The following is a 24994-nucleotide window of genomic DNA, read 5'->3' on the forward strand; positions in this document are numbered from 1 at the left end:
AAGATGAAAATAGATATTGCCTGAAGGGGCAGGATTTAACAGGTGAACAGCTATACAACCCGTTCACCTGCTAAAATGTTGAAGAAAAAATTATTGGATGGTGTCGGCAACTTTACCGCAGGTAAGCATCTGACTGCCGAAGTAAGGATTTTTGATGGCATTGCTGCTACTCAGCCAGGAGGCTTTTTTCATTGGGCAATACTGCTGATAAACAGGCTGCTCGGAGAGTTTGGTAGTTTTTGCCAGCGTGTACATGTCGGCAGATAACTGTTTGAACTGCTCACGTTGCTGTGCGAGGTCTTTACCGGAGGCAATTTGCTGTGCATCGGCTACCAGTTTGTCTTTAGAGGCCTGTACTGCTTTGTCAGTGCTGTTGCCAGCAGCAGTGATCAGCGCGGTAGCTGCGGTAGCCGCGGCATTGCTGTTGCCACTCACCAGTGCATCTTTTACTTCGTAGTAATGTGTCAGTAATCCGGATTTATCCTGTGCAAATGCTGTTGAAAGCTGGAACAGTGCTGCCATTGCAAGAAATACTTTTTTCATATAGTGTAAGTTTTTGAAATTTTATGTTGATAAAAAAATGGGTAGAATAGTAAGAGATTAACGGGTGTATCAACATCAAATCTGAAAACTTCTGATCACTATCCGGATGTCTTTAACGGGTAATTGTCTGGTATGGTTGGTTAAATATCGTTGTCCGGTTTCCAGCAGGGCGGGGGCCTGGCTAAATTCGGGATGGTCTGTGAAGGTAGGTGTAATATGGCCCGGTGTTGCGGCCACGTGTAAACTGGCATCTACCATTTTGTCCAGCAGACTGAACTTCACCATATCTTCGGAGCAGCAATGCTGATGGCCGTGATGGTGGCTTGTCTGCGCTTTCACCTGCATGATCGCGGCACAGGTAAACCCTGTCAGGATATGGATGCTGAAGATCAGCAACAGGCTCAATGCTTTTATGGTAATGCTTCGTTTCATAGTTGAATTAACATCCCAAAGATATGCCAGGCTATTGTGCTGCTGTTTATATAATTCAGGGTATGATTTATATAATTTTGGTAAGATGATTACCGGGGATTCAGGTAGCTGGCCAGGTTAAATACGACGCCTGGCTGCGCCTTCAGTTTGGCCGATCCCGGATAATGCCAGCGCACGTGGTGACTCTGATGAATGCTGTGATCTTCCAGCTGTAATGCGGAGACGGACAGCCCGCTTTTGGCACCGGTGTCCACATTCCAGAGGTTATAAAGGTGCATGGGGCGTTCGCTCCCTGATGCTACCGTTTGGGTATGCCCGATATAGATCTCGCTGAATAGCCGGAGCCTGGCCGGACCACTGGCTTCCTGCCTTTTAAATGCTGCCAGGGTTTGTTCCCACAGACTGCGATCCCAGCATAGGTTGTTGGCGTTGTCGTATACCGGACCTTGCTCGGAAACGTAGCCGCCATGCACAAATAACCGATGTTGGTCATCTACATAAAAATTTAATAAATCCTGGAAGAAGTGCAGGTGCTGCCGGCGGATGTCTGGAGAGAATGATTGGTAACTATTAAGTGTTTGATGGCCTTTGTTCTGGAGCCAGGAGGGATCTGGAGTACCGGTGTTGAGCCATTGCTCGCAATACAGGTCGTGGTTACCACGGAGAAAAATACAGGGCTGTTTTTTGGATAATTGTATCAGGAAGCTAATGGTTTCGACGCTGTCCGGCCAGCCGTCAACATAATCGCCCAGGAAAATTAAAGTATCTGAAGGCTGCAGCGACAAAGAGAGGAGTAATTGCTTAAGTGCCAGTAATGCACCATGAATATCCCCTATTACAAAGGTTCTGGTAGGCATAATAAAGATGGTTTAATAGTGAAGGTGTCATAAATGATGAGGGTTTTAAATACCGATTGGTGTAAGGTTCTTCTGTTATCTAAATGTAAGCACCCTACTTAATGTCAATGTTAAGCTAAGTAAGGATAACTATTTGTTCACACAAAAAATAAAGCCGCCCGAACATGGGCGGCTCTCGCAAACCTGGGGTAACAAACGAAACTGGTAGAAAGGCCGTTGGCTCTTGTTTAGTATACTGTTTAAATATTATTGATTACCAGTTTGGATTCTGGAGCATCAGGTTATTAGCGTTCAGTTCCTGCAGTGGTATAGGCCAGAGATAATCCCTTTTAGGATTAAAAATCCTGGTTTCCACTACTACCGGCTGGCCGGTACCGGGATTGATGGCGCCCATCGTAGGGCCGGATAATACGTCTGGTCCTATCTGCCATCTCCTGATATCAAATATCCGGGTACCCTCAAATGCCAGTTCTACTTTTCTTTCTCTCCGGTATAATTCACGTATTTTATCCTGCGTATTGTAGATACTTACATCTACATTCGGCATTCCTGCACGGTTTCTGATTTTGTTAAGATATAAGACCACATCCGGGTTCTGCCAGTCGCCTGATTCTACCAATGCTTCTACATAACTTAATAATATCTCTGCATACCTGGTGATCATGAAATTCATGGTGCCGGCATTATTCCTGGAAACATCTGCAGGGTCCACATATTTTTTCACCCAGAAGCCTGTCTGCGTTGATTGTGCCGCTCCGATCGGATCAGTAGATCCGGCAGAGAATGGGTCCAGTAAGCGATTGACAAATGTCTGGCCTGGTACTAAAACGCTGGCTTCCAGTCGCGGATCGCGGTTGTTTTTATATAGCGGGTTTTTCCAGTATACCATCAGACTATCCTGTCCCAGTTCCTGTAAGGTCTTTCCCTGCTTGGTTTCATAAGTATTTACCATAGCGGCGGTAGGGCCGTTACAGGCCTGGCCGGAAAGACTTTTCGGTGCCAGCCGGAAGAAGGCGCCGGAACAGCCGGTACGCCTGAAAATAATGCGCTCTTTATTTTCCAGTGCGTCATAGCTAAACAGCTGTGCATAGCTATTGACACCCGCTTTGGTAGAATAGTGTAAGTCATATACACCTAATGCCATCAGTTTCTTTGCATATTCAATCACTTTGGCATAATTCTTCAAACTGAGGTATAGTTGCACCTGCATCGCATAACAGGCTCCCTTGGACATACGATAGGCATCTGTAGAAGAATAGGTAGCCGGCAGTATATCCGCTGCTTTATCCAGTTCGGTGGTAATAAAATTCACGACCTCCTCCTGGGTATTGCGCTTAATGGCCTGTGCGGTAGGGTCCTGGCTTTTATCTACAATAGGAATAGGACCGAAGAACAGGAACAGGTTAAGGTGTGCCCTGGCACGTAATGCCCTGGCTTCCGCAGCACGCTGTTCTTTCACGGTAGTATTCTCCATATACACCCGGGAATAATTCTCCAGGATGCGACAGGCATTACGTATGTCTATGTAATTCTGGCGGTAGGTGTCGGAGAGATAACCATCTGATGCAGTGACAGCTCCCTGCGGATACGCACTCCAGCTGCCGAAGTTGGCCCTGAATACCGATTCATCCGTGATGCCAGACATGTGCATACGGCAATTAGCCTGATAGGTAGCAGAAGTGAGTAATGGCCCCGGCGACATCTGGTTAACATATATCACTTCCAGGTTATTATAAAGATCGGTTTCCAACCGCCACCATTTAGCATCCGTGGTGGCGGTTGGATTATCTCGTGTGAGATAATCCTTTGAGCAGCTGAATAGCATGGAACTAGCCATCAGCGAGGTAATTATGGATTTATGCAGCTTGTTCATGTAGTCCGTTTTAGAATTTCAGATTAATACCCAGCGTATAGGATTTCAACAATGGCACGGTATTCTGGTCGCCTCCACTTTCAGGGTCGAGCAGCTTCACGGCAGAGAAGGTGAATGGATTCTGTGCATTGAAGTAAATGCGCAACATTTTTGCCCTGATTCTTCTTGTCATTTCGGAAGGCAGCGTATAGCCCATTGTGATATAACGTACACGGACAAACGTTCCGTTTACACGCCAGAAATCAGAGAAGTTGCCATTTGTTCCTGGTGTAGGTGTCAGGCGAGGTCTGGTAGCATTGGTATGCGTCGGCGTCCAGTAATCGAGCTGGGATTTCTGCGGTGTACCGCTCTCACTACCTATATTCAACGGGATAGAGAGGTTGCCGGTATAGAACAGCGGAGAACCCGCTTCGCCTGAAAATAACGTCGCAAAATCAAAGCCTTTGTAACGGAAACCAAGATTAAGGAAGAAGATATCCGTTGGTTCGGTATTTCCCAGCGGTACCCTGTCACTATTGTTGATGAGGGTATCACCATTGGTATTGACGAAGTGAATATCTCCGGCCTGCTGACCGGTCAGCTTCATGACTTTATTATCTGCGATATCTGCAGCCTGCAAGAGGCCTTGTGTGGCATAACCATAGTATTCTTTCAGCGCCCCACCAACATACATGATGGTATTGCCACTGATGATAGGCTGGTCGCCACCGATGAGATGCAATATCCTGCTTTTAGTTTTTGAATAACCGATGCCGGCATCAAAACTGAGATCACGATTAATGAGTTTGTGATAGTTGATTTTTAGTTCTGCACCACGGATCCTTACGCTGCCTACGTTGAGTGGTGCGCCTTTGTTATCTTTGCCAATTCCCGTTGCACCGGTGTAGCCGGGGTTAGGGGTGATGATCATATCAGAGGTTACTTTGTCGTACCATTCGGCAGTAACACTGAAGCCTTTTTTCAAATTGATATCCGTTCCGAAATTGAGCTCTTTTGTCTTTTCCCACGTAATATCGGGGTTGCCTATCACGGTTTCTGTACCGTTGGTGGCGTCAATGGTTGTCTGGTACAGATAAGGGTCTATGTTGTTATTACCAAGTATACCCCAGCTTCCTCTTAACTTCCACGCATCTACGAAATTGACATTGAAAAATTTCTCTTTATCTATATTCCATCCCAGTGCCATGGATGGGAAGATGCCCCATTTATGGCCTATGCCAAAGAGGGAAGACCCGTCTCTTCTGATACCGGCTTCCAGCAGGTAGCGCTGATCATAGGAATAGAATGCTTTCCCGAAAACGGAGCGGAGCGCTACATCTTTCCAGGAGTCATACGTTCTCAGTTCCTGTGTATAACCCGCGATGGCGTTTACATTGTGTTTCCCGAAATCATGGGAGTAATCGAGATTACCACCAAGGTAGAGATAACTTTCTCTTGCCGTAAGTGCAGCGGATTTCACAGTAGGATAGTTAACGCCTGCAGTACGGTTGGTATAGTAGTCAAAGAAGATGTAGGATTCCTGGTCTGCCTTGTCAATACCTCCGGTGATGCGGTAGCTGGCTTGTCCTTTCAGCGTAAGTCCCGGAAGGATATTCCATTGCGGGCGGATATTGAGTAAGGCTTCATCGCGTGTTTTACTGTTACGGCCTCCCTTTTCAAGCATCGCTACCGGGTTCCAGCTTTCACCATAGGAGCCGTAATAGGTATAACCTGGGTTGTCCGCTCTGTCAGGATATTTGGAAATGATATTAGGTGGTACCGTGTAAATGCGTGTATAGATATCTTTTGTTAGTCTTTTGTTGGCATAAGGTTCTATCTGCTGACTCCTGGAAGCAAAGAGGTCCATGTAGATGAAGAACTTTTTTGTCAGGTCTACCGTGGTATTTCCGCGAACGGTGGTTCGGGAAAAATCGGAGTTTTTCACGTGTCCCTGCTGTAAAGTCTGGTTGATGGCCAATGCAAACCTGGCGGCGGTATTACCACCAGAAACCAGTATGGAATGTTGCTGGATAGGAATTGCTTTCCGGAGTACCAGGTCGGTCCAGTTGGTGTTGGGATATTTCACGGGGTCTTTACCGGAGGCGGTCATCATAATGGTGGAATCAGAATAGATTGGGTTACCACCTGAGTTAGCCATGGCTTCGTTGTTCATACGCATCCACGTAGCTGCATCCACGAAGTCAGGAATGTATTGTGGCGACTGCATACCATAATACCCATTGTATTCGATGTTGGGAACCCCTGCCACACCACGTTTGGTGGTGATGAGGATTACACCGTTGGCGGCTCTGGCGCCATACATGGAAGCTGCGGCCGCATCTTTCAGTACCGTAATGCTTTCAACAGTGTTGGGATCGAGGTTGTTCATGTCGAAAGGAACACCGTCTACCAGTACCAGCGGTGACGCATCTAACATCGTTGCCACGCCGCGTATACGGATATTCGCTTTGTCTTCTCCCACTACACCGGTGGTTTGTGATACCTGGATACCGGTAGAACCGCCCTGTAGTGCCTGAGATAACTGTGTAACCGGTTTGTTTCTCACGTTTTCCATGTTCACCGTACTAACGGAGCTGGCTATATTTTTTACACGTTGTGTACCAAAGCCGGTAACTACTACCTGGTCCAGCATTTTCAGGTCTTCCTTTAAGGAGATGATCAGGTTGGCCTGCTCGTCGGCAACAAGGTATTCCTGTGGTTTATAGCCGATCATAGAGATCATCAGGGTACTTCCTTTGGCAACGTGGAGTTCAAATACGCCATCGATATCGGAGGTTACCCCTTTAGAAGTTCCTTTAACGGCAATGTTGGCGCCCATCAAAGGTCCGGGAGGATCTTTGGCTTCCAGAACACGCCCCAGAATGCGCACAGTTTTTTCCTGTTGGGGCGCAGCAGGAGAGGCGAAGGAGGGGGTGGCAGCCATTTTCTTTTTTACCACCACGGTTTTGTCGACGATGTCATACATCAGTGGCTGGTTCCTGAAACATTGGTCCAGCGCCTGTTTTAGCGGTACTTCCTTTACTTCTATCGTTACAGGTGCCAATGTATTCAGCTCCTGTTCTTCATACACGATATAAACGCCGGCTTGTCTGGCAATTTTTTTCAATACAGTTTTTAACTGCTCATTTTTAGCTGTCAGTGTAATGTTTTGTGAAGCGCCGGTTGCATAAACATTCATCAATGCAAACAGCATCAATAAGGTGGTAATTCGCATCATTCGCTGAAATTTTCTGCGTTTTTCATATCTGCCTCCCGGAGAGGAATGTCCGGGCAATAGCAGGCCTGGAAGCTCCGGTTGTACCGGGCGTCCTGCGGTGAAATTCTGAAACATACATCAGTGGAATTTGGTGAAGACTATAGTTGATATTAAGATGGATAAATAATTTTCATTCGATTGCAAGTTTTAAACAGTAAACAAAATGATAGTAATGCTCACAAATTGTATCAGTGAAAGTCAGGCTTAGATTTCGATGTTTTGGTTGACTGTATCTGTTATTTTCTGATTTATTTTACTGAGAGGACCGTTAATTTTCTTCCTTCGAGTTTACAATGAATATCATAGAGCTCCAGCACTTTCAATACTTCATTCAGGCCCATATCTCTCCCGATTTGCCCACCGAACCTTTTATTGGTATTCATGGCCGGACTGCTTTCAATTTCTATGTCGTACCACCTGGACAACTGTCGCAGAAAGGCGGGCAGGTCTGTGTTTTCCAGCTCGAAATGCCCATTTCTCCAGGATAGTACCTGCTCTATATTGGCAGCAGTTACATCCAGTGCTTTAGTGTCATTATTCCGTACAGATTGCTGGCCTGGTTTCAGCGGATATTGCTTCCCGCCGGATTTCACCACTACGGCGCCCTGTATCAACGTGGTGTTGATGCTGGCTTCATCTGCATAAGCCATGATATCAAAGCTGGTACCAAGCACCTGCACGTCCATGTCGCCCGATTTCACGATGAATGGCATACTGGCATCGGCAGCGATTTCAAAGTAGGCTTGTCCTGTAAGTTCCACTATTCGTTTATCCTTAAACGTAGTCGGGTATTTCAATGAGGAGGCAGCGTTTAGCCATACATGGCTGCCATCGGGCAGGGCTACCTGGAACAGGCCGCCTTTGGGCGTTGTAAGAACATTATAGGCGATGGCGTTGTCTTTGCCTTCACCATTATATTCCAGCGCGCCATGGCTTTGCCTGATGCGTGTGCTGCCGGTACTGATCACCTGACTCCCGGTATCACTCAATGTTACTGTAGAACCATCTGCCAGCGTCAGCACTGCTTTATTGGCGGCAGGACTGATATTGACGATGGCCGGGGCCATATGTTTTGACTGCTGCTGATGAAATACAGGCCAGGCAATACAAAGCGCACCAATAGCTGCTGCAGCCCACCATACATAGGTATACTTACGACGGGTGGTGATAGGGATAACAGGAACGTGTGTACGCTGCTGTATAGCCTCCCAGATGCTGGCGGAAGTCTCCGCCGGCAATGGTGCTCCGTGGTTCATCTCTTGCTCAAACTCCCTGACAGCAAGTTCCTTCAGCGCATGTATGTCGCCGGATTCGAGATACGTTTGCAGCCATTTTTCTTCTTCCGGCGTTCTGTGGGCCGATTGAAGTATTCGTCTGAGTTTTTCTGAATTGTTTTCCAAGAGATGAACTACAGTTATTTAATAATAGATACAACGGGATAAAAAAATCGGGGGGGTATCGGCAGAAAAATTATTTAAAAAAATATAGTGTGGTAATGACAGAAATAGAAAAAAAGCTTCATCTTAAATTGAGAAGCTTTTTTTCTTCCGATTCTAATTGATTGTAAATCAATTAAAATAAATAGATAGCCTGATTTTACCCCCTAATCCGATTTCAACTATTTCCTGTAAAGTAGAAAGCCTGATTTCTTTTATATCATTTTCAATTTTAGATATATAAGATTTGTTTTTTCCTACTCTGGCTCCTAATTCTTCTTGCGTTAAACCTCTGGCAAGCCTTACCTCTTGTAATAGAGATCCAAGTTTGAATACTTCATATCCGGCTTCAAATTCCTCGCGTTTTTTAGAACCTCGTTTACCATGGTGTTTATCTACAAATGCATCAAGGGTGGTTAGATTAGTCTTTTTCTTTTTCATATTCACACTTAATTTTCAATGCTGGATATTCATTAAACTCACTTATCAAATATATTTAAAAGTTTACCTAAAGTGAAACTTTTTAAATACTGATTTTAAATTTTTAGAAGTATTTTTTATTTACAGATATGTATTAATGTATGAAATATAGAAAAGCGATAAGTGTCAGCGAAGTATCATAAACAGGATGTTTCCGCGCATACTCCCTTAAACTGGCCATCACTTCGCTGAGGTATTCTTTAACGGTATACTTCGAAATCCCCATCAGCAGCGACGTTTCTTCATAGGTTTTTCCTTCCAGCTTGCAGAGTTGAAATACTTTTTTCTTTTGTGGAGAAAGCTGGCTGATAGCGGCTTCCAGTAACTGAAGCCGGGCTTCTTCCAGGTGTACCCCGGATTCATTGTCCGACAGCAACAAGGCCACTTGTAACCTGCTCTTTTCGCGCAGTGACTTTTTAAGATGGTTGACTGTACGGTTAAATGTAACGGTAAACAGCCAGGGCCCCAATGGCTTTTCAGCATCAATATCTTTTCGCTTCTCCCAAAGGGTAATAAATACTTCCTGGATGATGTCTTCCGTTTCGCCGGCCGACTTTAAAATAAAATAGGTTTTACGGTATAGGGCATGATGGTATTTATCATACAGCGCTTTGAACGCTGACTGATCATTGCCGGACATCCTGAGCAGGAGTCCTCTTTCATCGTGGATTTCAGGTAAGTTTATCAATAACGTGAATGCTGGTATTTATTCCAAAGTAATTAAAAAGTTAAATGCAAACCTGATATTGAATTGCTTAAAGCTGGTAGTAGATTGTACTTTTCTTGTAAAAAAGCAGCCGGTATCTCCAGAGAAGACGCCGGCTGCATACAGATTTTAGAAGGGTAAAAAGCCTGTTAAGCCTTTTTTAGCGAAGTATCTCAACAGTACGACACCTTCTGAGAATATAGGTTAAACAAAGATGAAATAAAGCGGTAAGGCAATAACTGTGGTGAGGGTGGCAGCTGATGCTGCCGTTCATTGAAGTTGAAGTATCTCACTACAACGGCACTTACCGCATACAAGAAGGGTGATAAACTTACTGAGATTGATTTCGTGACAGGAAGTAACTCAGTAAAACGACACCTTCCGTTTTTTAGAATGGCAGAAGTTATGGATGTCAGGGTTAAACAAACAATGGATGTTACAACGTGATATTGTTGATATGTGACAGTGCATCTTCGCCGTTTTCCAGCGCTTCCAGCACTTCAAATACTTTATCACTCCATCCCGCAATCAGGTTGACATCATTGGCCAGGATATCTATCGGCGTATTTCCATATCCCGCCAGGTCGAAGAGGTACAATTTAGCCTGAGGCGCAATCTGTTTGTACCTGTTCCAGGCGTTTTGCAGGGTCTTATCACCATAGAGCTGACAATCTGTAAATAGCATTACCTTATCAGCAACATAGTTACGGTTGATCAGGTCTTCTATTACCTTGTAGCCAAAGGTGGCATATCCCACTTCTCCCTGGCGGCGATAGAATTCATCTACGCTGGCCAGGATCTGGTTGGTAGGCATCTGGATAATTTTCCATGTGTCGCCGAACATACCACTTACCACATGCTGTGATTTAAACTGCAGCAGCATTCCCAGCATCAGACCAATATCGTAGCTCAGGATTTTGCTTCTTGCGGATATAGGTCGTTGCATAGAGCCGGATACGTCACAGGCGATTACCACTTTTGTATCAGCGTTAAAACCTTTCATATTGGCTACACTGGCCTGTAAGGCCATTTCCAGCGCCTGCTGTATTTTTCCCGTAAGGCCATGCGGTACTGCCTTCAGTTCACGGTAGGCCGCCAGGAAACGGAATGGCAGCTGTTTGGAGCGCTGTACTTCCGCCGGATCAGACAACGTATCACATACTTGCTGTATATGCGCAGCGCTGATATCAGCCTGCAACATATTGCGGAGGTTACGCATCATCGCCATATAGCCCAGTTTCCTGTCTGTAATGAGCGCTTCCCATGTTTGTCTGACTGCCGCTTGCCTGGCCGTTTCAGACGCATACCGCTGCTGTCCCACGGCAGATATCGCCGTTTCCCAGGTATAAGGTGTTTCCAGCTGCTGCTGTGCAATTTTGTTGAACAACAGCTGCTGTGCCTCATCTTTAGGCTTAGGGTGTACCAGGAACAGGGCATCACGCAGGGTGATGGCGGTGTCGCGGTTATATTTCGCAAACTGGTATTCATCGAAGCGGTTGAAAGAAGCAGATAATCCTTTTTGTAACTGCTTACTTAATCCGGATAGTTTTTTCGTATCTACGCGGCCGTTAGACTGCACATAGCAGGCCAGTAGCTCGGTAATTTCATCTGCACGCTGCACCACTCTGGCCACAGTTTTGCTCACCAGCGCGTCTCCTTTATGACGTTTCGCCAGCTCTACTGTCAGCGCCATCGGAATGCTGCGCAGGTACATCTTTTCACGGGCATATACCGCCAGTTTAGCTATAAATGCAGGATCTGCTTCCTGTAACAGGGCTTTAATACGATCCATACGCTCAGCGCCACTTTCGTAGAACTGATCACTTAATGAAGACGTTACAACGCTGCTGTAAAGCTCCATCTCTGTATTCAGTGCATACGCTTTGAACCCTTCATGGTTGGTAACCCCGCCGTTTTTTCTTTTCATTAAGTTGAATTTCATAGCATTTTGTTTTTGTTTCATTGACAATACAAAGATGCAAGTACATGTGCGCAGTCTTTTTGCGTAGATGAAAAAAAATCTTATTTTTCGAAAAATATTTCACCCATGCCCGTTAACAGAAATGCCCTGATAAGATATAAAACAATAGACGCCTGCCTTAGAAACCGTCGCCGCCGTTGGACTTTAGAAGATATTATCGATAAGGTATCCACGGCCTTATATGATTATGAGGGTATAGAAAAGGGTATCAGCCGCCGCACCATCCAGGCAGACATACAAATGATGCGCAGCGATAAGCTGGGATATAATGCGCCTATTGTTATTGTAGAGAAGAAGTTTTATAAATATGAAGACCCGGATTATAGTATCACCAATATTCCCCTGAGCGATCATGATCTTAGTAAGATGACCGAAGCGGTAGAGGTGTTAAAGCAGTTCAAGGGCTTCTCGCATTTCAAAGACCTGAATGAGGTAGTCCAAAAGCTGGAGGGACATATATATGCATCTTCCCATAACCAGCGTACCATTATTGATTTTGAGAAGAATGACCGGCTGAAGGGGCTGGACCACCTGCATGTTATCTATGAGGCAATCGCCAATGAACAGGTACTGGAGCTGAACTACCAGTCATTTAAAGCCCGGGAGCCTAAATGGATGGAATTCCATGCCTCCTGGCTGAAAGAGTTCAAAAACAGGTGGTTTGTGGTGGGCAATCATGGAAGTAAAGAAGTCATGGTAACACTGGCACTGGATAGGATTGTGGAAATCAACATTAACAAGGATAAGTTGTACAGGCCCCGGAATAACGGGCATACCCCTGAAACCTACTATGAAAATACAATTGGCCCTACGGTAATGAACCAGGCGCCTGCACGTGTAGTCATTGCCGTGAAAGGGGAGCATATTCCATATGTAGCTACCAAGCCACTGCATAAGAGTCAGCGTATACTCGAAACAACAGAGGATGAAATGGTCATTGAAATGCATGTTACGCTAAACCTGGAGCTGGAAAGGGAGATACTGGGTTTTGCTGACGGCATGAAGGTCCTGAGTCCTAGGTTATTAAGTAAAAGAATTTCAGATAAGCTGCGACGAGGCACTGATTTGTATAATGAATAAATAATTGTAGCATAACCTATAGCTGTATGGAGAGAAAATATACGTATTCGGAAAGTCACAAGATGGGGATGGCATTTGCTGTGCAAATGGGAAAGCTTTTTTTTATTGGCCTGGCTATAGCTTTTTGGTTTACACCCTGGTCGTTCCTGTTGAAATTGGGTCTGAACATTGTTTGTCTTATTTGCCTGTATCTGATGCGAGGCGGTCCCACGGGATTGGACTACTGTATCATAATAGACGATAATGGAATTAAAAGCCGCTCAGGGAGGGGAGAAATAGAGATACTCAAAAGTGAAATGACCCGCATTTATCAGGAGAAAGAAGGTATGCGGCTATTAGGTAAAGGTGATCGTACTATTTATATTAGTTACGATATAGATGGCTATAAGGAAATCATTGCCTGGATGGAGGATGCACTGAAATTAAAGAAGGAACCACCGCCAGTTTACAAAATCCCTTTTGAAGGAATGGACCGCGAACGTGCAGCTGTAAGGATGAAACAGGCGAAGATCTTTTATATTGTGATGATCTGCCTGCCGTTACCATTGTGGCTGGCTGCCCTATATTTTAATGACACACGTTATGTGACTGAAACGCAGCCCTGGTTGTTCTACGGGTTGTGCTCCCTGAACCTGTTGCAGCTGTTTGCTATCTGGTATTTTGATGGTGTTTCCATGCTGGATTCGCCGCAACTGGGTATTGTAATACTGAGTGCATGCGCTTACTTTTTAATAAATGCATGCATTGCCATGTTTGGGAGTTTACAAGGCCTGCATATCAAGTCATCCTGGGGCTTGTGGGGATATACGTTATTACTGGAGATTTTCCTGTTTCTCTGCTATTTATTGGTTAGTTACCAGGTAAACATACCCTACCAGCAAAAATTCGCCTTTTTTATATTCTATGGGCTTTGTTTCCTCTGGGGTGGTTACTATATGATTTATTATACCAATAATGCGCTGGATAAAAGTAGTCCGGTCTCCTATACAGGCATAATCGTTGATAAGCATATAGAATTGGGGAAAGGGAGCTTGAAAAAGTATTATATTAAAGTGAAATGGAAAGAGAAAAGTGTTGAAGAATTCTGGATACTTAATGCACAGTATGATAAGATGCCGGTAAGCTATAAGATTGAAGTGCGGGAGCGACCGGGCCTCCTGAATATACCCTGGATGGAATTTTTTGATCCGGCAACAGGAAAGAAGTTATAGGAGTTACCTCGCTGCTGAATATTCGTTAAATTTAGGATAGCCAAAACTTACGGTTATGTCCATTCCTGACTTTGACTTCAATACCTCCCTGAACCAAACTCCAGTACTGGAAAACTACAATTCCTTTACCAGCAATCCTTTGCTCCGGCAGCTGCTGGAAGCCTGGGGCGGCAACCTGGCAATTCCGCATGCAACAGCATTTGGTGAAGTAATGGGCAGTGCAGCAATGCAGCAGGCAGGTATTATCGCCAATAAGAACCTGCCTGTATTACATACCCACGACCGCTTTGGTAACCGGGAAGATACCATCAGCTTTCATCCTGCCTATCACCAGATGATGGATATCTCTATCCGTAACGGTGTCCATTCCACGGCATGGAATACGGCCCGTCCCGGCGGATATATGGCACACGCCGTTTTATCGTACCTCAAACAACAAATAGATGAAGGCACCAGCTGTCCGCTTACCATGACTTTCGCCGTAGTACCGTCGCTGCAACTGGAGCCGGATATCGCCAAAGCATGGCTGCCACTGGTATTGTCCAATAACTATGATGCCCGTCATATTCCCTGGTATGAAAAATCAGGCGTAACCTTTGGTATGGCCATGACGGAGCCACAGGGCGGCAGCGATGTACGTAGTAATATCACCCGCGCTGTTCCTAACGGTGATGCGTATATAATTACCGGCCGGAAGTGGTTTTGCAGCGCTCCCATGAGTGATGCATTCCTGGTGCTGGCACAAACGGAGAAAGGCCTGGGCTGCTTTCTGGTGCCTCGCTTCCTGCCAGATGGTACTAAAAACCAGCTCTGGTTCCAGCGGCTGAAAGACAAGCTGGGTAATAAGTCGAACGCCTCGTCAGAAGTAGAGTTCCATGGTGCATGGGCACAGATAATAGGTGAAGAAGGCAGGGGAGTGGCCAATATCATGGAAATGGTCAGGCATACCCGCCTCGACTGCGCTATCGGCTCCGCCGCTACTTTGCAGCGCGCCCTGGCAGAAGTGATTCACCATTGCCACTATCGCAAAACTTTTGGTAAACGACTGATAGATCAACCCCTGATGCAAAATGTACTGGCAGATCTCTGCCTGGAGTCCATCGCAGCTACCACCCTGGCTTTCCGACTGGCAAAAGGCTTCGACGAAGCGCCGCATAATGAAACAGAAATGCACCTGATGCGTATAGCCACGGCCGTTGGTAAGTTCTGGAACACCAAACGCGCCGTACTGGCCATGGGAGAACTGCTGGAATGCCTGGGTGGTAACGGCTACGTGGAAGAATCTATCCTGCCACGCCTGTATAGGGATGTGCCGGTAAATGCTATCTGGGAAGGCTCCGGGAATATCCAGGCACTGGATATACTGCGCTCCATGCAGCGGGAACCCCGCAGTATGGAAGCCGTTACCAGTTATTTCGAACAGGCCGGAGGATTACATCCACTCCTGGATAATCATCTCTCCCAGCTTAAATCGCTGCTGATAAATCAACAAAACCTGGAATTCAATGCCAGAAGTATTGCAACACATATGGCGCTGGCGATGCAGGCCATTGAGCTGATACATACGGTAGATCCATCGATAGCAAACGCATTCTGTGAACACCGCCTGGCAGGAAACAACGGACAAATGTGGGGAACATTAACCGTCAACGGGAATACCGTTGCTACAATCATAGAACAGACATTCAGGCCTTCTTAAACGAAATACGCTTCGTCAAAGATCCAGGGAAACCATTTCTTCCAAGCCGTCACCGGTTTCGTGGAAAGTTGTTTGCCTGCCGCGAATTTTCAGTTCTATTTCAGCCATTGTTTCCACAACAATATTTTCGGGTTGCAGCTGCTGTAGCAGTTCAAGTATAGTGTTTCGGCTATTATTATTGATATCTCCGTTAATAAATTTACACATTATATCCAGGATGCCCTGATGGTAGGTTTGATTAAATTCGCGAACGGAATTAATATCTATGGCACTATCAAAGATGACCTTGTTTTGCTTGCCATGCGTCATAAATAGCTTCAATATTTTAACAAAATCCTCATTACCAATATAAGGTAACAGCCCTTCACAGGTAATAAGCGTTGGTTGTGCCGGATCATAGCCATGCTGTACCAGGTTGTTCCAAAAGGTCCCGGTATCCCGAAGGTCTTGCTGGATAAAGCTGATATTCGAACTGTCAATGTCCAGCTGCTGATATAATTCTTTTTTCAGGTCGAGATGACCGCGGTCGATTTCAAAAATATGAATGATATTTTTATGAAGATGTGTAGTTAGATAGGCAGATAATGGTTCAGCGCCTGCAGCAAGAATACATACCTGGAATTTGCCGTTACTCAGCCAGTACTCAAGGAATCTGCGAACGGCATATTTGCGTAAAACGATCATTTCTCCCAATGGAGGGCATGTCTTGTTTATCTCAGCTGCTAATTCAGTGATTTCGCTGTAGGTAAGGTTTTGCAGATAGGCTTGCTCTTTTTCAGAATGATAGATTTCTCCTGAATATTTTAAAACCAGGGTGGATGTTGCAGGAACTTTTAAATGGTCTTTCATGTTGTTTGGTTTGACAGACAAACTAAAATATAAATGCTGTATTGATATTTCAGTGACAGATATTTAATTAGGATACCTGTATTGTGCTGTTTTTTGCATAAATTAACTTGTATAAAACTTACACCATGGATACAGAATACTGGATGCGTGGGCCGGTGGAAAATATTCCGGCATTGCTGCAGCCTGTTGCCCACACGCTTTTACAGGCAAGGTCAGAGATCAATCGTTTGATGATGGGCTTCCCGGAAGAGCAGCTGTGGGATAAGCCCTCCGGTGTTGCCTCTCCGGGGTTTCACCTGAAGCATCTGGCTGGTGTGCTGGACAGGCTTTTTACCTATGCCAAAGGTACATTGCTCACCCCTGAACAGATGGATTACCTGAAGGCAGAAGAATCACATACGGGTACCTTACAGGAACTGCTGGATCACTACAACGCACAAACGAATAAAGCGCTGGAGCAGTTGTCTGCAACAGCAGAAAATACCCTGACTGATTTTCGCGGAATTGGCCGTAAGCAGCTGCCTTCCACAGTACAGGGATTGCTGTTTCATGCCGCCGAGCATACCATGCGACACACCGGGCAGCTGCTGGTAACAGTCCGGGTGCTTTGTCAGCCATAACCTTAGTGGTATATGTATTTCTGTCTGATTTTACTATTTTTCAGCCATGAGGGTTTACATTTTATCTATTCTGCTGATTTGTGCTGTAGTAACCGTTAATGCACAGCAAACACAAAAGCCGCCATTACACGGTAAAAACTGGATGGCAGTAACCGGTAAACCGCTGGCAGCTACTGCCGGCGCCATGATTTTTCAACGTAACGGTAATGCGGTAGATGCAGCCTGCGCCATGCTGGCAGCCACCTGTACCATGTGGGACGTGCTCAGCTGGGGCGGCGAAACACAGGCATTGATCTACAATCCTAAAACAAAAAAAGTCATTGCGATTAATGCACTCGGCGTAGCTCCTACAGGCGCAACACCGGCATTTTACAAATCCAGAGGGTATGATTTCCCCCCTGAATACGGGCCACTGGCAGCAGTTACACCAGGCACCGTAGGCGGGCTCTGTTATATGCTGGCAGAATACGGAAGCATGAGTCTTAAAGAAGTACTGGCGCCAGCCATGGATATGGCCGCCGGCTATCCAATTGAAGCCCAGACGGCCAACATGATTGAGCGTGGTAAAAAATACCTGAAAGAATGGACCTACAGCCGTGCTGTATTTCTTACCCACGAAGGACAGGAGCGCGAAGCACCGGAAGCAGGTGAGCTATTCGTGCAAAAAGACCTGCTGAATACCCTCACTAAGCTGGTAGAAGCAGAAGCTGCTGCCCTGAAAAATCATAAAAGTCGCAAAGAAGCTATCATGGCGGCATATGACAGGTTTTACAAAGGAGATATCGCCAGGGAATTTGTACGTGGCTGCCAGGAGCAGGGCGGACTCATTACCATGGAAGATCTTGCCCGATGGAAACCACAGGAAGAAGAACCACTGCATGTCAATTATAAGGGAATAGAGGTCTATAAGCTGAAGGAATGGACACAGGGACCTATGCTGCTGCAAAGCCTGAATATCCTCGAAAATTTTGACTTAAAAGCCATGGGATATAATTCGCCGCAGTATATACATACCCTGTACCAAACCATGAACCTCGCTTTTGCTGACCGTGATTTTTATTATGGAGATCCGGCATTCAATAAGAATCCGGCTATCCAGGGACTGCTGCGTAAAGACTATGCAAAAGCCAGGGCCAGGGAGATCAATCCTGATCACAACGATCCGCTGGCTGGTCCCGGTGATCCATATGAGTTCATGGGCAAACCCAATCCGTACCTGCACTTCCTCAAAGAAAGACAGGACCTCATGGATACCACCAACGGCAGAAAGCCTGGTGGCTTTGTACCAAAACATGATGCAACCTTGCTGTTTAAACCTGATACCAATTTAATTGCGATCAATGATGCCGATAGCGCCTATATGGACCGTCTGTGGCGTGGCACCACCAGTGTTGAAGCTGCTGATAAAGATGGCTGGGTGGTATCAATAACTCCCAGCGGCGGATGGCTGCCGGCATGTATCGCTGGTAAAACGGGTGTTGGTATGAGCCAGCGTGCACAAAGCTTTGTCCTGGATTCTGCCATATGTCCGTTTAATGTAATCGCTCCGGGTAAACGCCCGCGCGTAACGCTGACGCCAAGCCTGGCCCTGAAAGACGGTAAGCCGTTCCTCTGCTTTGGTGTACAGGGCGGCGATACACAGGACCAGAACCTCCTGCAGTTCTTCCTTAATGTGGTAGAATTCGGAATGACGGTACAACAGGCTACTGAGGCTGCCAATATCAATACCAATCAGTTATGGCTATCACTGGGAGGCACTACCGTAAAAGACAGACAGCCCAGACCGGGAAGTATCCTGCTGAATACACAAACACCTGCCGCTACCCGTACCAGACTGGAGCAGATGGGGTATCATCTTAGCTTTGGTGATCGTACCAGCGGCCCGATAAATGCTATTTTCCTCGATGCCAGGCATGGCACCATTTGGGGAGGTAGCAGTAACCACGGAGAAGACTATGGTATAGGCTGGTAACCCCGGCCTTACCACCCTTCGGGGTATTTTTACCCCTCTAATACTGAAAGAATATTTCCCGCCGGATCTTTAAACCAGGCAATAGCTGGCCCGTTACCCCGCATAATTCCTTTCGCATCTGTTTTAATTTCTCCGCTGTACTGCTCAAATACAATTCCTTCTTTGATAAGCTCATCAACAGTTTTATCTATATCATCTACCTTAAAATTTAAAATGGTAAATGTTGCAGGCTGATGATTGGGTTTCGGGTAGATCATCACCGTATGTCCGCCAGGAAGCTTCAATGTAAGCAGTGACATGGGAGCCGGCGATTCTTCGATCTGGATGCCTAACAGGTCCTGGTAAAATGCTTTGGCACGGTCCAGGTCATCTACGGAAAAACTGCTGAAAACGGCGTTGAATACAAGCATGGCAATGTGTTTTGGGTAATCCAAATCTAGCGTAATTTTTTCATTCAAAAAGCGATGGGTACCATATCCCATATAGTCGTGTATGTTATTTACAGAACGTTAAAATTCATGTTATGCAGGTGTTATACGGTAAACCTTCTTAGTTAAAAATTGTTCCAATAAGAAAGTTTAATGGAGATGATTACGCTTATATCATCTGCATAAAAAAATAGGCAATTTTATTTTAATGGAATATTTGGTTAAAGCAACTTAAACTCGTTTAAAATGAATAAGCTAGCAATGATAATTAAAGGCAGACTGTTTCGGGCAGGACCACCTGCAACTGAGCAGTTACGTAAAAGTAAATTCCTGTTGCTGCTTGTCGTCTGCGCACTGGCTGTAAATACGATATATGCACAGGATGCTACTTACTATAACGGGGATCAAACCACCGTTACTGTCCAGGCACAACAGGCGCCTCCTGCATTGCCGGACTATGTACAGCCTCCTTGTCCGGGTGATGGTTATCTCTGGTGCCCTGGTTACTGGGCATGGGGAGCGAATGGTTACTACTGGGTACCCGGTGTATGGGTACTGCCTCCTTCGATAGGACTGTTGTGGACGCCAGGTTACTGGGGTTTCTACGGTAGTTTCTACGGATGGCACCCCGGTTACTGGGGACCAAGAGTAGGTTACTATGGTGGTATTAACTATGGTTTCGGATACTTTGGTACAGGCTTCTACGGAGGTCGCTGGGAAGGTGGACACTTTATGTATAATACCGCTGTATGGCATGTAGGTGGAGGTATTCATAATACCTATGTCAATAATGTCAATATCAACAATAACGTCCGCAACAGGACAAGTTTCAACGGTCCTAATGGTATCAGTTCCCGACCTAACAGGGATGAAGAAAAAGCAATGCGGGTAGATGCCCGTACAGCACCGCGTCAGCAACAGATTCAGCACGAACAGAACTGGAATGAAAAAGGACAGTTCCATAATGGTGGACAAGGTCCGGCAGTGCATAGTATGAGTATGCCTGGTGGTGAACGCTTCGATGCTGGTGGCCGGTCTATGGGATTTGGCCATGGTGGCGGTGGCGGTGGCGGCCGCGGCGGTGGTGGCAGACACGGTTAAGTATATACGGACAAATTATGTGTATGGCCCGACTACTAAAATGGCCGGGCCATGCTGTTTGTTTCGGTATCCTGATTGAGTATCTTTGATGGTTATCTCAGGATTCTAAATAAATAGCATGATGAAATTAAAATTAACCTGGTCTTTATTGGTGGCTTTGCTGATCAGCTACAATAGCTTTGCGCAGTCTGCGCCAAAACTACGAGAAGGAAAACATAACTTCACCTTACAGTGGATTTCATGGGATCATCCGGGTAAAGTTGCCATCACAAAAAATACAGATGGTACCTACAATATCAAAGGGGACCAGTACAGTGCAGACAAAAAAGATTTTGTTACGATCGACGGAGTTATTAAAGTACAAACGCCACAGGAGCTGTTGTTTACAGGTAGTATCAGTACCCGTTACAGTGGTGTTAATGATGGCAAGGTATGTGACAAGAAGGGAACTTATCATTTTCTGGCAAAAGGAGCGCGTAAATACTGGCGCCTGCAGGAAATGGATAACTGTGAAGGAAATAATGTAGTCGATTATGTAGATATTTACTTTTAATTTTTCCAAAGACATCGCTGCGAAGCGATGTCTTTGTTTTTATTATTAAATGATATATCGGCCTTTCTGTAATATGGAGACGGTGTTATCTATGATTTCAACACATTGTAGTGATTGCAGTTTATGTAGTGTACTGGTGATTTCTTCTGTAGAAAGCACGCCGGTATAGCGTTTTTCGATATCGGAAATGGTGGCCGAACCTTTTGAAACATAATAGATGAATCGTAAAATACTGTCATCTCTGCTGTTGATACCATTTTTGAAAATCACTTTAAAGTGCTTGTTACTGGCATACGTTTGATTCAGCTCTTCCAGGGTGTCTATTAAATCGCTTATTTCGTAATGCGGGCGGTACATTGGATGATTTAACAGCCGATAGCTTTTCCCTTTATAGTTTGCTATTGTTACATGGCGGGCATATCCTGACAATTTTTGTTCAGGTGCTTCGGAGAAATTGCTTAAGTGGTGTTCCAGCGATTCCTCTAACTTGCCGATAATCTCCGGCAATCCCGCTGTAGGAATGATTATAATGTTAATCACGTCGCTTGGGTTTTTTATATCAACCAGATGTTGAATATATGGAGCCAGTGAAAGACCTTCAAAATTGGTGGAGTAAGCGTTACGCTCTTCATTATTTCCATCTGAGATATATAAATGAAATCCTTCGTTACAGGGTGCCGCTTTCCGGAGTTTATCATTTGATTCCCTTCTAAGATGGCAGTTATAGCATGCGTCTTTAGACAGATATGGGCTGGTCGTGGGAATAATCAACTTATTGCAATCTGCACAGTTGATAGCCAGGTGACGCTGTGTCCACGATGGGCAATCATCATCAGGTTCATCAGGCGAGGGGAAATAGAATGTAATCCCGTATTTTTCATTGGCATGTTTGCCCAGCGCTTTAGCCAGCGTTGCTTCGGGCCATGCTGGTTCTTCTCCAGTGAATAGCCTTGCATCATTCCCTAAACTGACTACCCCAAGATCATAGTGCTCAAGTTTCTTATTGAGGAAAGTCTTTCTCTCTGCATATAATCTTAAATACAGATACCAGCCATTGGTATCTCCATCCCACAAGGCTTCCAGTACAATAGGCAGGTTACCGTTCTGTTTTATTTCATTAACACATTTGTCAAAAGTGGCTATTTGCATAGGGAATAGGTTCGGATTTTAAAGCTGTTGATCGGTGATTACTAAAATTACATTCTTTATTTCCTATACTGATAAAATATCCCTGTATCAAAAATCGTCCAGCGGCAGGCCTTTTGCCCACAGCTTTTTAGCCCGTTGTTTGCCCAGGTATTGCAGGTAAAGAAGATATTATAGTGGCCACGCGCTTCATAAAAAGCATCTGTGCTCCCATAGTTGGCGTGGGTATCTATTTTGACTGGCAGCTGGTCTGCGCCGGTTTTAAAACTCTTTTTGATGTAGGCGATTAAACGATCATACTGTGATTTACTTATCATGATACGCCGACAGTCCTCATCTTCTCTTAACTGCCGGTAATAGGTAGCATGGATAGCGGCGGTACTGAGACCGGAGGCTGCTTTTAAAGCCGTACTGACTTTAAGGTCTGACCATTCAGGTGTGTTCAGGTAAAAGCCTTTGTCTCCCCATCCGAAGGCCAGTAATTGTGCGCTGCTGTCGTTGGCAGTAGTATTGCTGAAAGGAATCAGGGTGCTCCAGTCTATTTCCGTGGTGCGTACAGGGACTACAATATCCGTATGAACGCCATTGGTAAGGATGTAGATAGGTATGTCCGCATTGGCCACCTGTTCTTTAGAAGTGCTCATACGGGAAAGGATAAACGCTGACAGCAGGTATAGTCCGATCAGCAGGCAAAAGGATAAAAATGTAATCCCAACAATTTTCAGGAATTTCTTCAAAGGATATCTGTTTTACAAGATCAACAAAGTAGTGATAAAATCTTGTTTACAGAGAAAATTTATGGGGAAGATATAAATGGAAACGCCTGTTAGCATTAACTAACAGGCGTTTTCATATATTTTGAAAGGAGGTATTATTTCATACCGGAGCCTGGTGCATTTACTTTCAGCCTGGCTGAATTGATCATGTCAATTTCAGCTTCAATACCATCAGGGGAGAAACTGGCCGGTAATTGAGATGGCGGGTATGCCTTGAATGTCTCCAGGAATTCAATGGCATGGAAACTACCCTGACCAACAAGAAAATCGTTATCTACCAGCCATGCATAATATACATCGGACGACTGGTCCGCTCGCTCCATTGGGTCCATCCTCAGGTTGAACAGCTTGGGTACACGATACAGGATGAAAGGATCTTTCCATACGTTAAAACCTGCAGGGGCAGACTGCTCCCGGAACACTGTTTTCCAGTCGCCATACCGGATAGCCACCAGTTGTGCATCATCGTTGAAGTAGATGAATTCCTTCCTGAAGCTCTTGTTGGTTTTGCCTGTCAGGAAGTCCAGCTGGTTATATCCATCCAGATGTACCTTGTAGGATTTTCCGCTTACGCTGGTGCCCTTGAGCAAGTCCTGTGTAATGGAAGTATTACCTGCGGCTGCGAGGAGAGTAGGGAACCAATCCATGCCAGAGAAGATTTCATTGGTGATACCTGGTTTGATATGTCCTGGCCAGCGAACAAATGCCGGCACTCTGTAGGCGCCTTCCCAGTTGGTGTTCTTTTCGCTGCGGAATGGCGTGGTGGCAGCATCTGGCCAGCTAAACTGGTTAGGGCCGTTATCGGTAGTGAAGATAACAATGGTATTATCTGCAATGCCAAGATCATCCAGTAATTTCGTCAGTTTACCTACGTTGTCGTCCAGTTCCAGCATACCGTCTGCATAGAAGTTGCCTGGCATGCCGGCGCGTCCCAGCATGGATGGGCGAATATGTGTATGGAGGTGCATACGGGTGAAGTTCATCCAGGAGAAGAAAGGCTTTCCTTCCTGTACCTGTTTTTTGATCCATTCCATGCAGGCGCCGGTAGTTTCGTCGTCAATGGTTTCCATTCTTTTGATGGTCAGCGGGCCGGTATCTTCAATTTTACCATTTGCCCAGCTATGGATGACTCCCCTTGGTGTATTGGCCTTGGTGAAGGCAGGATCGTCTTTAGGCCAGGTAGGGTGCTCTGGTTCTTCCTCTGCATTCAGGTGGTACAGGTTGCCGAAGAACTCATCAAAACCATGGCGGGTAGGCAGGTATTCATCTTTATCTCCCAGGTGATTTTTGCCAAACTGACCACACATATAACCTAATGGTTTCAATGCCTGGGCAATGGTGATGTCTCTGTCCTGCAAGCCTACCGGTGCTCCGGGAATCCCTACTTTAGACAGGCCTGTACGCTTGGGACTCTGACCAGTGATGAAGGTGGCGCGGCCGGCGGTACAGCTGTTTTCTGCATAATAATCTGTAAACATCAAGCCTTCATGTGCCAGTTTATCGAGGTTGGGCGTCATATAACCCACTACCCCGAAAGAATAGGCACTGATATTGGTTTGTCCGATGTCATCCCCGAAAATGACGAGGATATTAGGCTTTTTCTGCGCGGAACAAATGCTGATAAGCGCAGTAATCAGCAGGGAAGTTAGTGCTAACTGCTTTACTAACAGGCGTTTCATTTGTTAATATTTTGGTGTTGTAAAATGGTGGATAAACGAAGGGGAAGCGTGGGGATTACGTAGGTGGCCCGTTTGAGCTATGCAGGATTTGTTGGTAACCGGTAAAATGATGCCCGGCAGGTTTGCTCAATACGTTATTATGACTGATAAATAGCAATACGTTTGTTGAAGAGGCATGAAAATGATGCCATGGGAGGGGTATACAAACTTTTCCGTAAAAGTGACTGCTTACTGAACTAAAGCAGGAAATAGCATGCAACATAACATTCCTTTTTAGGAACACTTACCGGGAAATCGGGTTTCGTGATGATGCTGT

Annotated in this window: 21 protein-coding genes; 7 read left to right on the forward strand and 14 right to left on the reverse strand. The window is 45.5% G+C overall.

Going from position 1 to position 24994, the window contains the following annotated elements; all coding sequences use genetic code 11:
• Positions 1-90: 90 nt before the first annotated feature.
• The 9 genes from F3J22_RS10400 to F3J22_RS10440 all read right to left on the reverse strand — a co-directional run bounded on the left by F3J22_RS10400 (position 91) and on the right by F3J22_RS10440 (position 11525).
• Positions 91-543, reverse strand: a complete 453-nt coding sequence (locus tag F3J22_RS10400) for a DUF3347 domain-containing protein (protein WP_167016810.1) — start codon at positions 541-543, stop codon at positions 91-93.
• A 75-nt stretch (positions 544-618) separates the two neighbouring features.
• Positions 619-975 carry a hypothetical protein gene (locus F3J22_RS10405; RefSeq protein WP_167016811.1) on the reverse strand — a complete coding sequence of 119 codons (357 nt, stop codon included), beginning with the start codon at positions 973-975 and terminating at the stop codon, positions 619-621.
• An 89-nt stretch (positions 976-1064) separates the two neighbouring features.
• The gene (locus F3J22_RS10410; protein ID WP_167016812.1) at positions 1065-1832 is read right to left on the reverse strand and encodes a metallophosphoesterase; all 768 of its coding nucleotides are present in this window, start codon (positions 1830-1832) and stop codon (positions 1065-1067) included.
• Positions 1833-2085: 253 nt separating this feature from the next.
• Positions 2086-3705 (reverse strand): RagB/SusD family nutrient uptake outer membrane protein, encoded by a 1620-nt coding sequence (locus tag F3J22_RS10415; RefSeq protein ID WP_167016814.1) that lies wholly within the window; start codon positions 3703-3705, stop codon positions 2086-2088.
• 10 nt (positions 3706-3715) lie between these two features.
• Complete coding sequence (locus F3J22_RS10420) at positions 3716-7036, reverse strand: TonB-dependent receptor (RefSeq protein ID WP_167016816.1); 3321 nt, start codon at positions 7034-7036, stop codon at positions 3716-3718.
• Positions 7037-7209: 173 nt separating this feature from the next.
• Complete coding sequence (locus tag F3J22_RS10425; protein ID WP_167016818.1) at positions 7210-8361, reverse strand: FecR family protein; 1152 nt, start codon at positions 8359-8361, stop codon at positions 7210-7212.
• Between the two features lie 168 nt (positions 8362-8529).
• Complete coding sequence (locus F3J22_RS10430; protein ID WP_167016820.1) at positions 8530-8838, reverse strand: helix-turn-helix domain-containing protein; 309 nt, start codon at positions 8836-8838, stop codon at positions 8530-8532.
• A gap of 133 nt (positions 8839-8971) precedes the next feature.
• Positions 8972-9565, reverse strand: coding sequence for an RNA polymerase sigma factor (locus F3J22_RS10435; protein ID WP_167016822.1), 594 nt, complete (start codon positions 9563-9565; stop codon positions 8972-8974).
• A 454-nt stretch (positions 9566-10019) separates the two neighbouring features.
• Positions 10020-11525 carry a TROVE domain-containing protein gene (locus F3J22_RS10440; protein ID WP_167016824.1) on the reverse strand — a complete coding sequence of 502 codons (1506 nt, stop codon included), beginning with the start codon at positions 11523-11525 and terminating at the stop codon, positions 10020-10022.
• A gap of 105 nt (positions 11526-11630) precedes the next feature.
• Between F3J22_RS10440 and F3J22_RS10445 the strand changes: the two genes are divergently transcribed.
• The 3 genes from F3J22_RS10445 (at position 11631) to F3J22_RS10455 (ending at position 15554) form a co-directional block, all read left to right on the forward strand.
• Complete coding sequence (locus F3J22_RS10445; RefSeq protein WP_167016826.1) at positions 11631-12644, forward strand: YafY family protein; 1014 nt, start codon at positions 11631-11633, stop codon at positions 12642-12644.
• 296 nt (positions 12645-12940) lie between these two features.
• The gene (locus F3J22_RS10450) at positions 12941-13855 is read left to right on the forward strand and encodes a hypothetical protein (RefSeq protein ID WP_167016828.1); all 915 of its coding nucleotides are present in this window, start codon (positions 12941-12943) and stop codon (positions 13853-13855) included.
• Positions 13856-13910: 55 nt separating this feature from the next.
• Positions 13911-15554, forward strand: a complete 1644-nt coding sequence (locus F3J22_RS10455; RefSeq protein ID WP_167016830.1) for an acyl-CoA dehydrogenase family protein — start codon at positions 13911-13913, stop codon at positions 15552-15554.
• A gap of 15 nt (positions 15555-15569) precedes the next feature.
• On the opposite strand, the gene F3J22_RS10460 is transcribed toward F3J22_RS10455, so the two are convergent.
• The gene (locus F3J22_RS10460) at positions 15570-16403 is read right to left on the reverse strand and encodes a class I SAM-dependent methyltransferase (protein ID WP_167016832.1); all 834 of its coding nucleotides are present in this window, start codon (positions 16401-16403) and stop codon (positions 15570-15572) included.
• Between the two features lie 125 nt (positions 16404-16528).
• On the opposite strand from F3J22_RS10460, the gene F3J22_RS10465 reads away from it, so the two are divergent.
• Positions 16529-17023 carry a DinB family protein gene (locus tag F3J22_RS10465; RefSeq protein WP_167016834.1) on the forward strand — a complete coding sequence of 165 codons (495 nt, stop codon included), beginning with the start codon at positions 16529-16531 and terminating at the stop codon, positions 17021-17023.
• A gap of 46 nt (positions 17024-17069) precedes the next feature.
• Complete coding sequence (locus F3J22_RS10470; protein ID WP_167016836.1) at positions 17070-18995, forward strand: gamma-glutamyltransferase family protein; 1926 nt, start codon at positions 17070-17072, stop codon at positions 18993-18995.
• A 29-nt stretch (positions 18996-19024) separates the two neighbouring features.
• Here the strand turns inward: F3J22_RS10470 and F3J22_RS10475 are convergent, their stop codons facing one another.
• Positions 19025-19405 carry a VOC family protein gene (locus F3J22_RS10475; RefSeq protein ID WP_167016838.1) on the reverse strand — a complete coding sequence of 127 codons (381 nt, stop codon included), beginning with the start codon at positions 19403-19405 and terminating at the stop codon, positions 19025-19027.
• Positions 19406-19669: 264 nt separating this feature from the next.
• Between F3J22_RS10475 and F3J22_RS10480 the strand changes: the two genes are divergently transcribed.
• Together F3J22_RS10480 and F3J22_RS10485 are read left to right on the forward strand one after the other, a co-directional pair.
• Positions 19670-20524 carry a YXWGXW repeat-containing protein gene (locus F3J22_RS10480; protein ID WP_205195174.1) on the forward strand — a complete coding sequence of 285 codons (855 nt, stop codon included), beginning with the start codon at positions 19670-19672 and terminating at the stop codon, positions 20522-20524.
• Positions 20525-20642: 118 nt separating this feature from the next.
• A complete protein-coding gene (locus F3J22_RS10485) occupies positions 20643-21077 on the forward strand; it encodes a hypothetical protein (RefSeq protein ID WP_167016840.1) in 435 nt (144 codons plus the stop codon).
• 45 nt (positions 21078-21122) lie between these two features.
• On the opposite strand, the gene F3J22_RS10490 is transcribed toward F3J22_RS10485, so the two are convergent.
• From F3J22_RS10490 to F3J22_RS10500, 3 genes are all read right to left on the reverse strand, one after another.
• Positions 21123-22226, reverse strand: a complete 1104-nt coding sequence (locus F3J22_RS10490) for a hypothetical protein (protein WP_167016842.1) — start codon at positions 22224-22226, stop codon at positions 21123-21125.
• Between the two features lie 56 nt (positions 22227-22282).
• Positions 22283-22960 (reverse strand): TIGR02117 family protein, encoded by a 678-nt coding sequence (locus tag F3J22_RS10495; protein WP_205195175.1) that lies wholly within the window; start codon positions 22958-22960, stop codon positions 22283-22285.
• 134 nt (positions 22961-23094) lie between these two features.
• The gene (locus F3J22_RS10500) at positions 23095-24678 is read right to left on the reverse strand and encodes an arylsulfatase (protein WP_167016844.1); all 1584 of its coding nucleotides are present in this window, start codon (positions 24676-24678) and stop codon (positions 23095-23097) included.
• Positions 24679-24994 lie beyond the last annotated feature (316 nt).

This window comes from Chitinophaga sp. Cy-1792 (genome assembly GCF_011752935.1).
In the GTDB taxonomy this organism is placed as follows: Bacteria; Bacteroidota; Bacteroidia; order Chitinophagales; family Chitinophagaceae; genus Chitinophaga.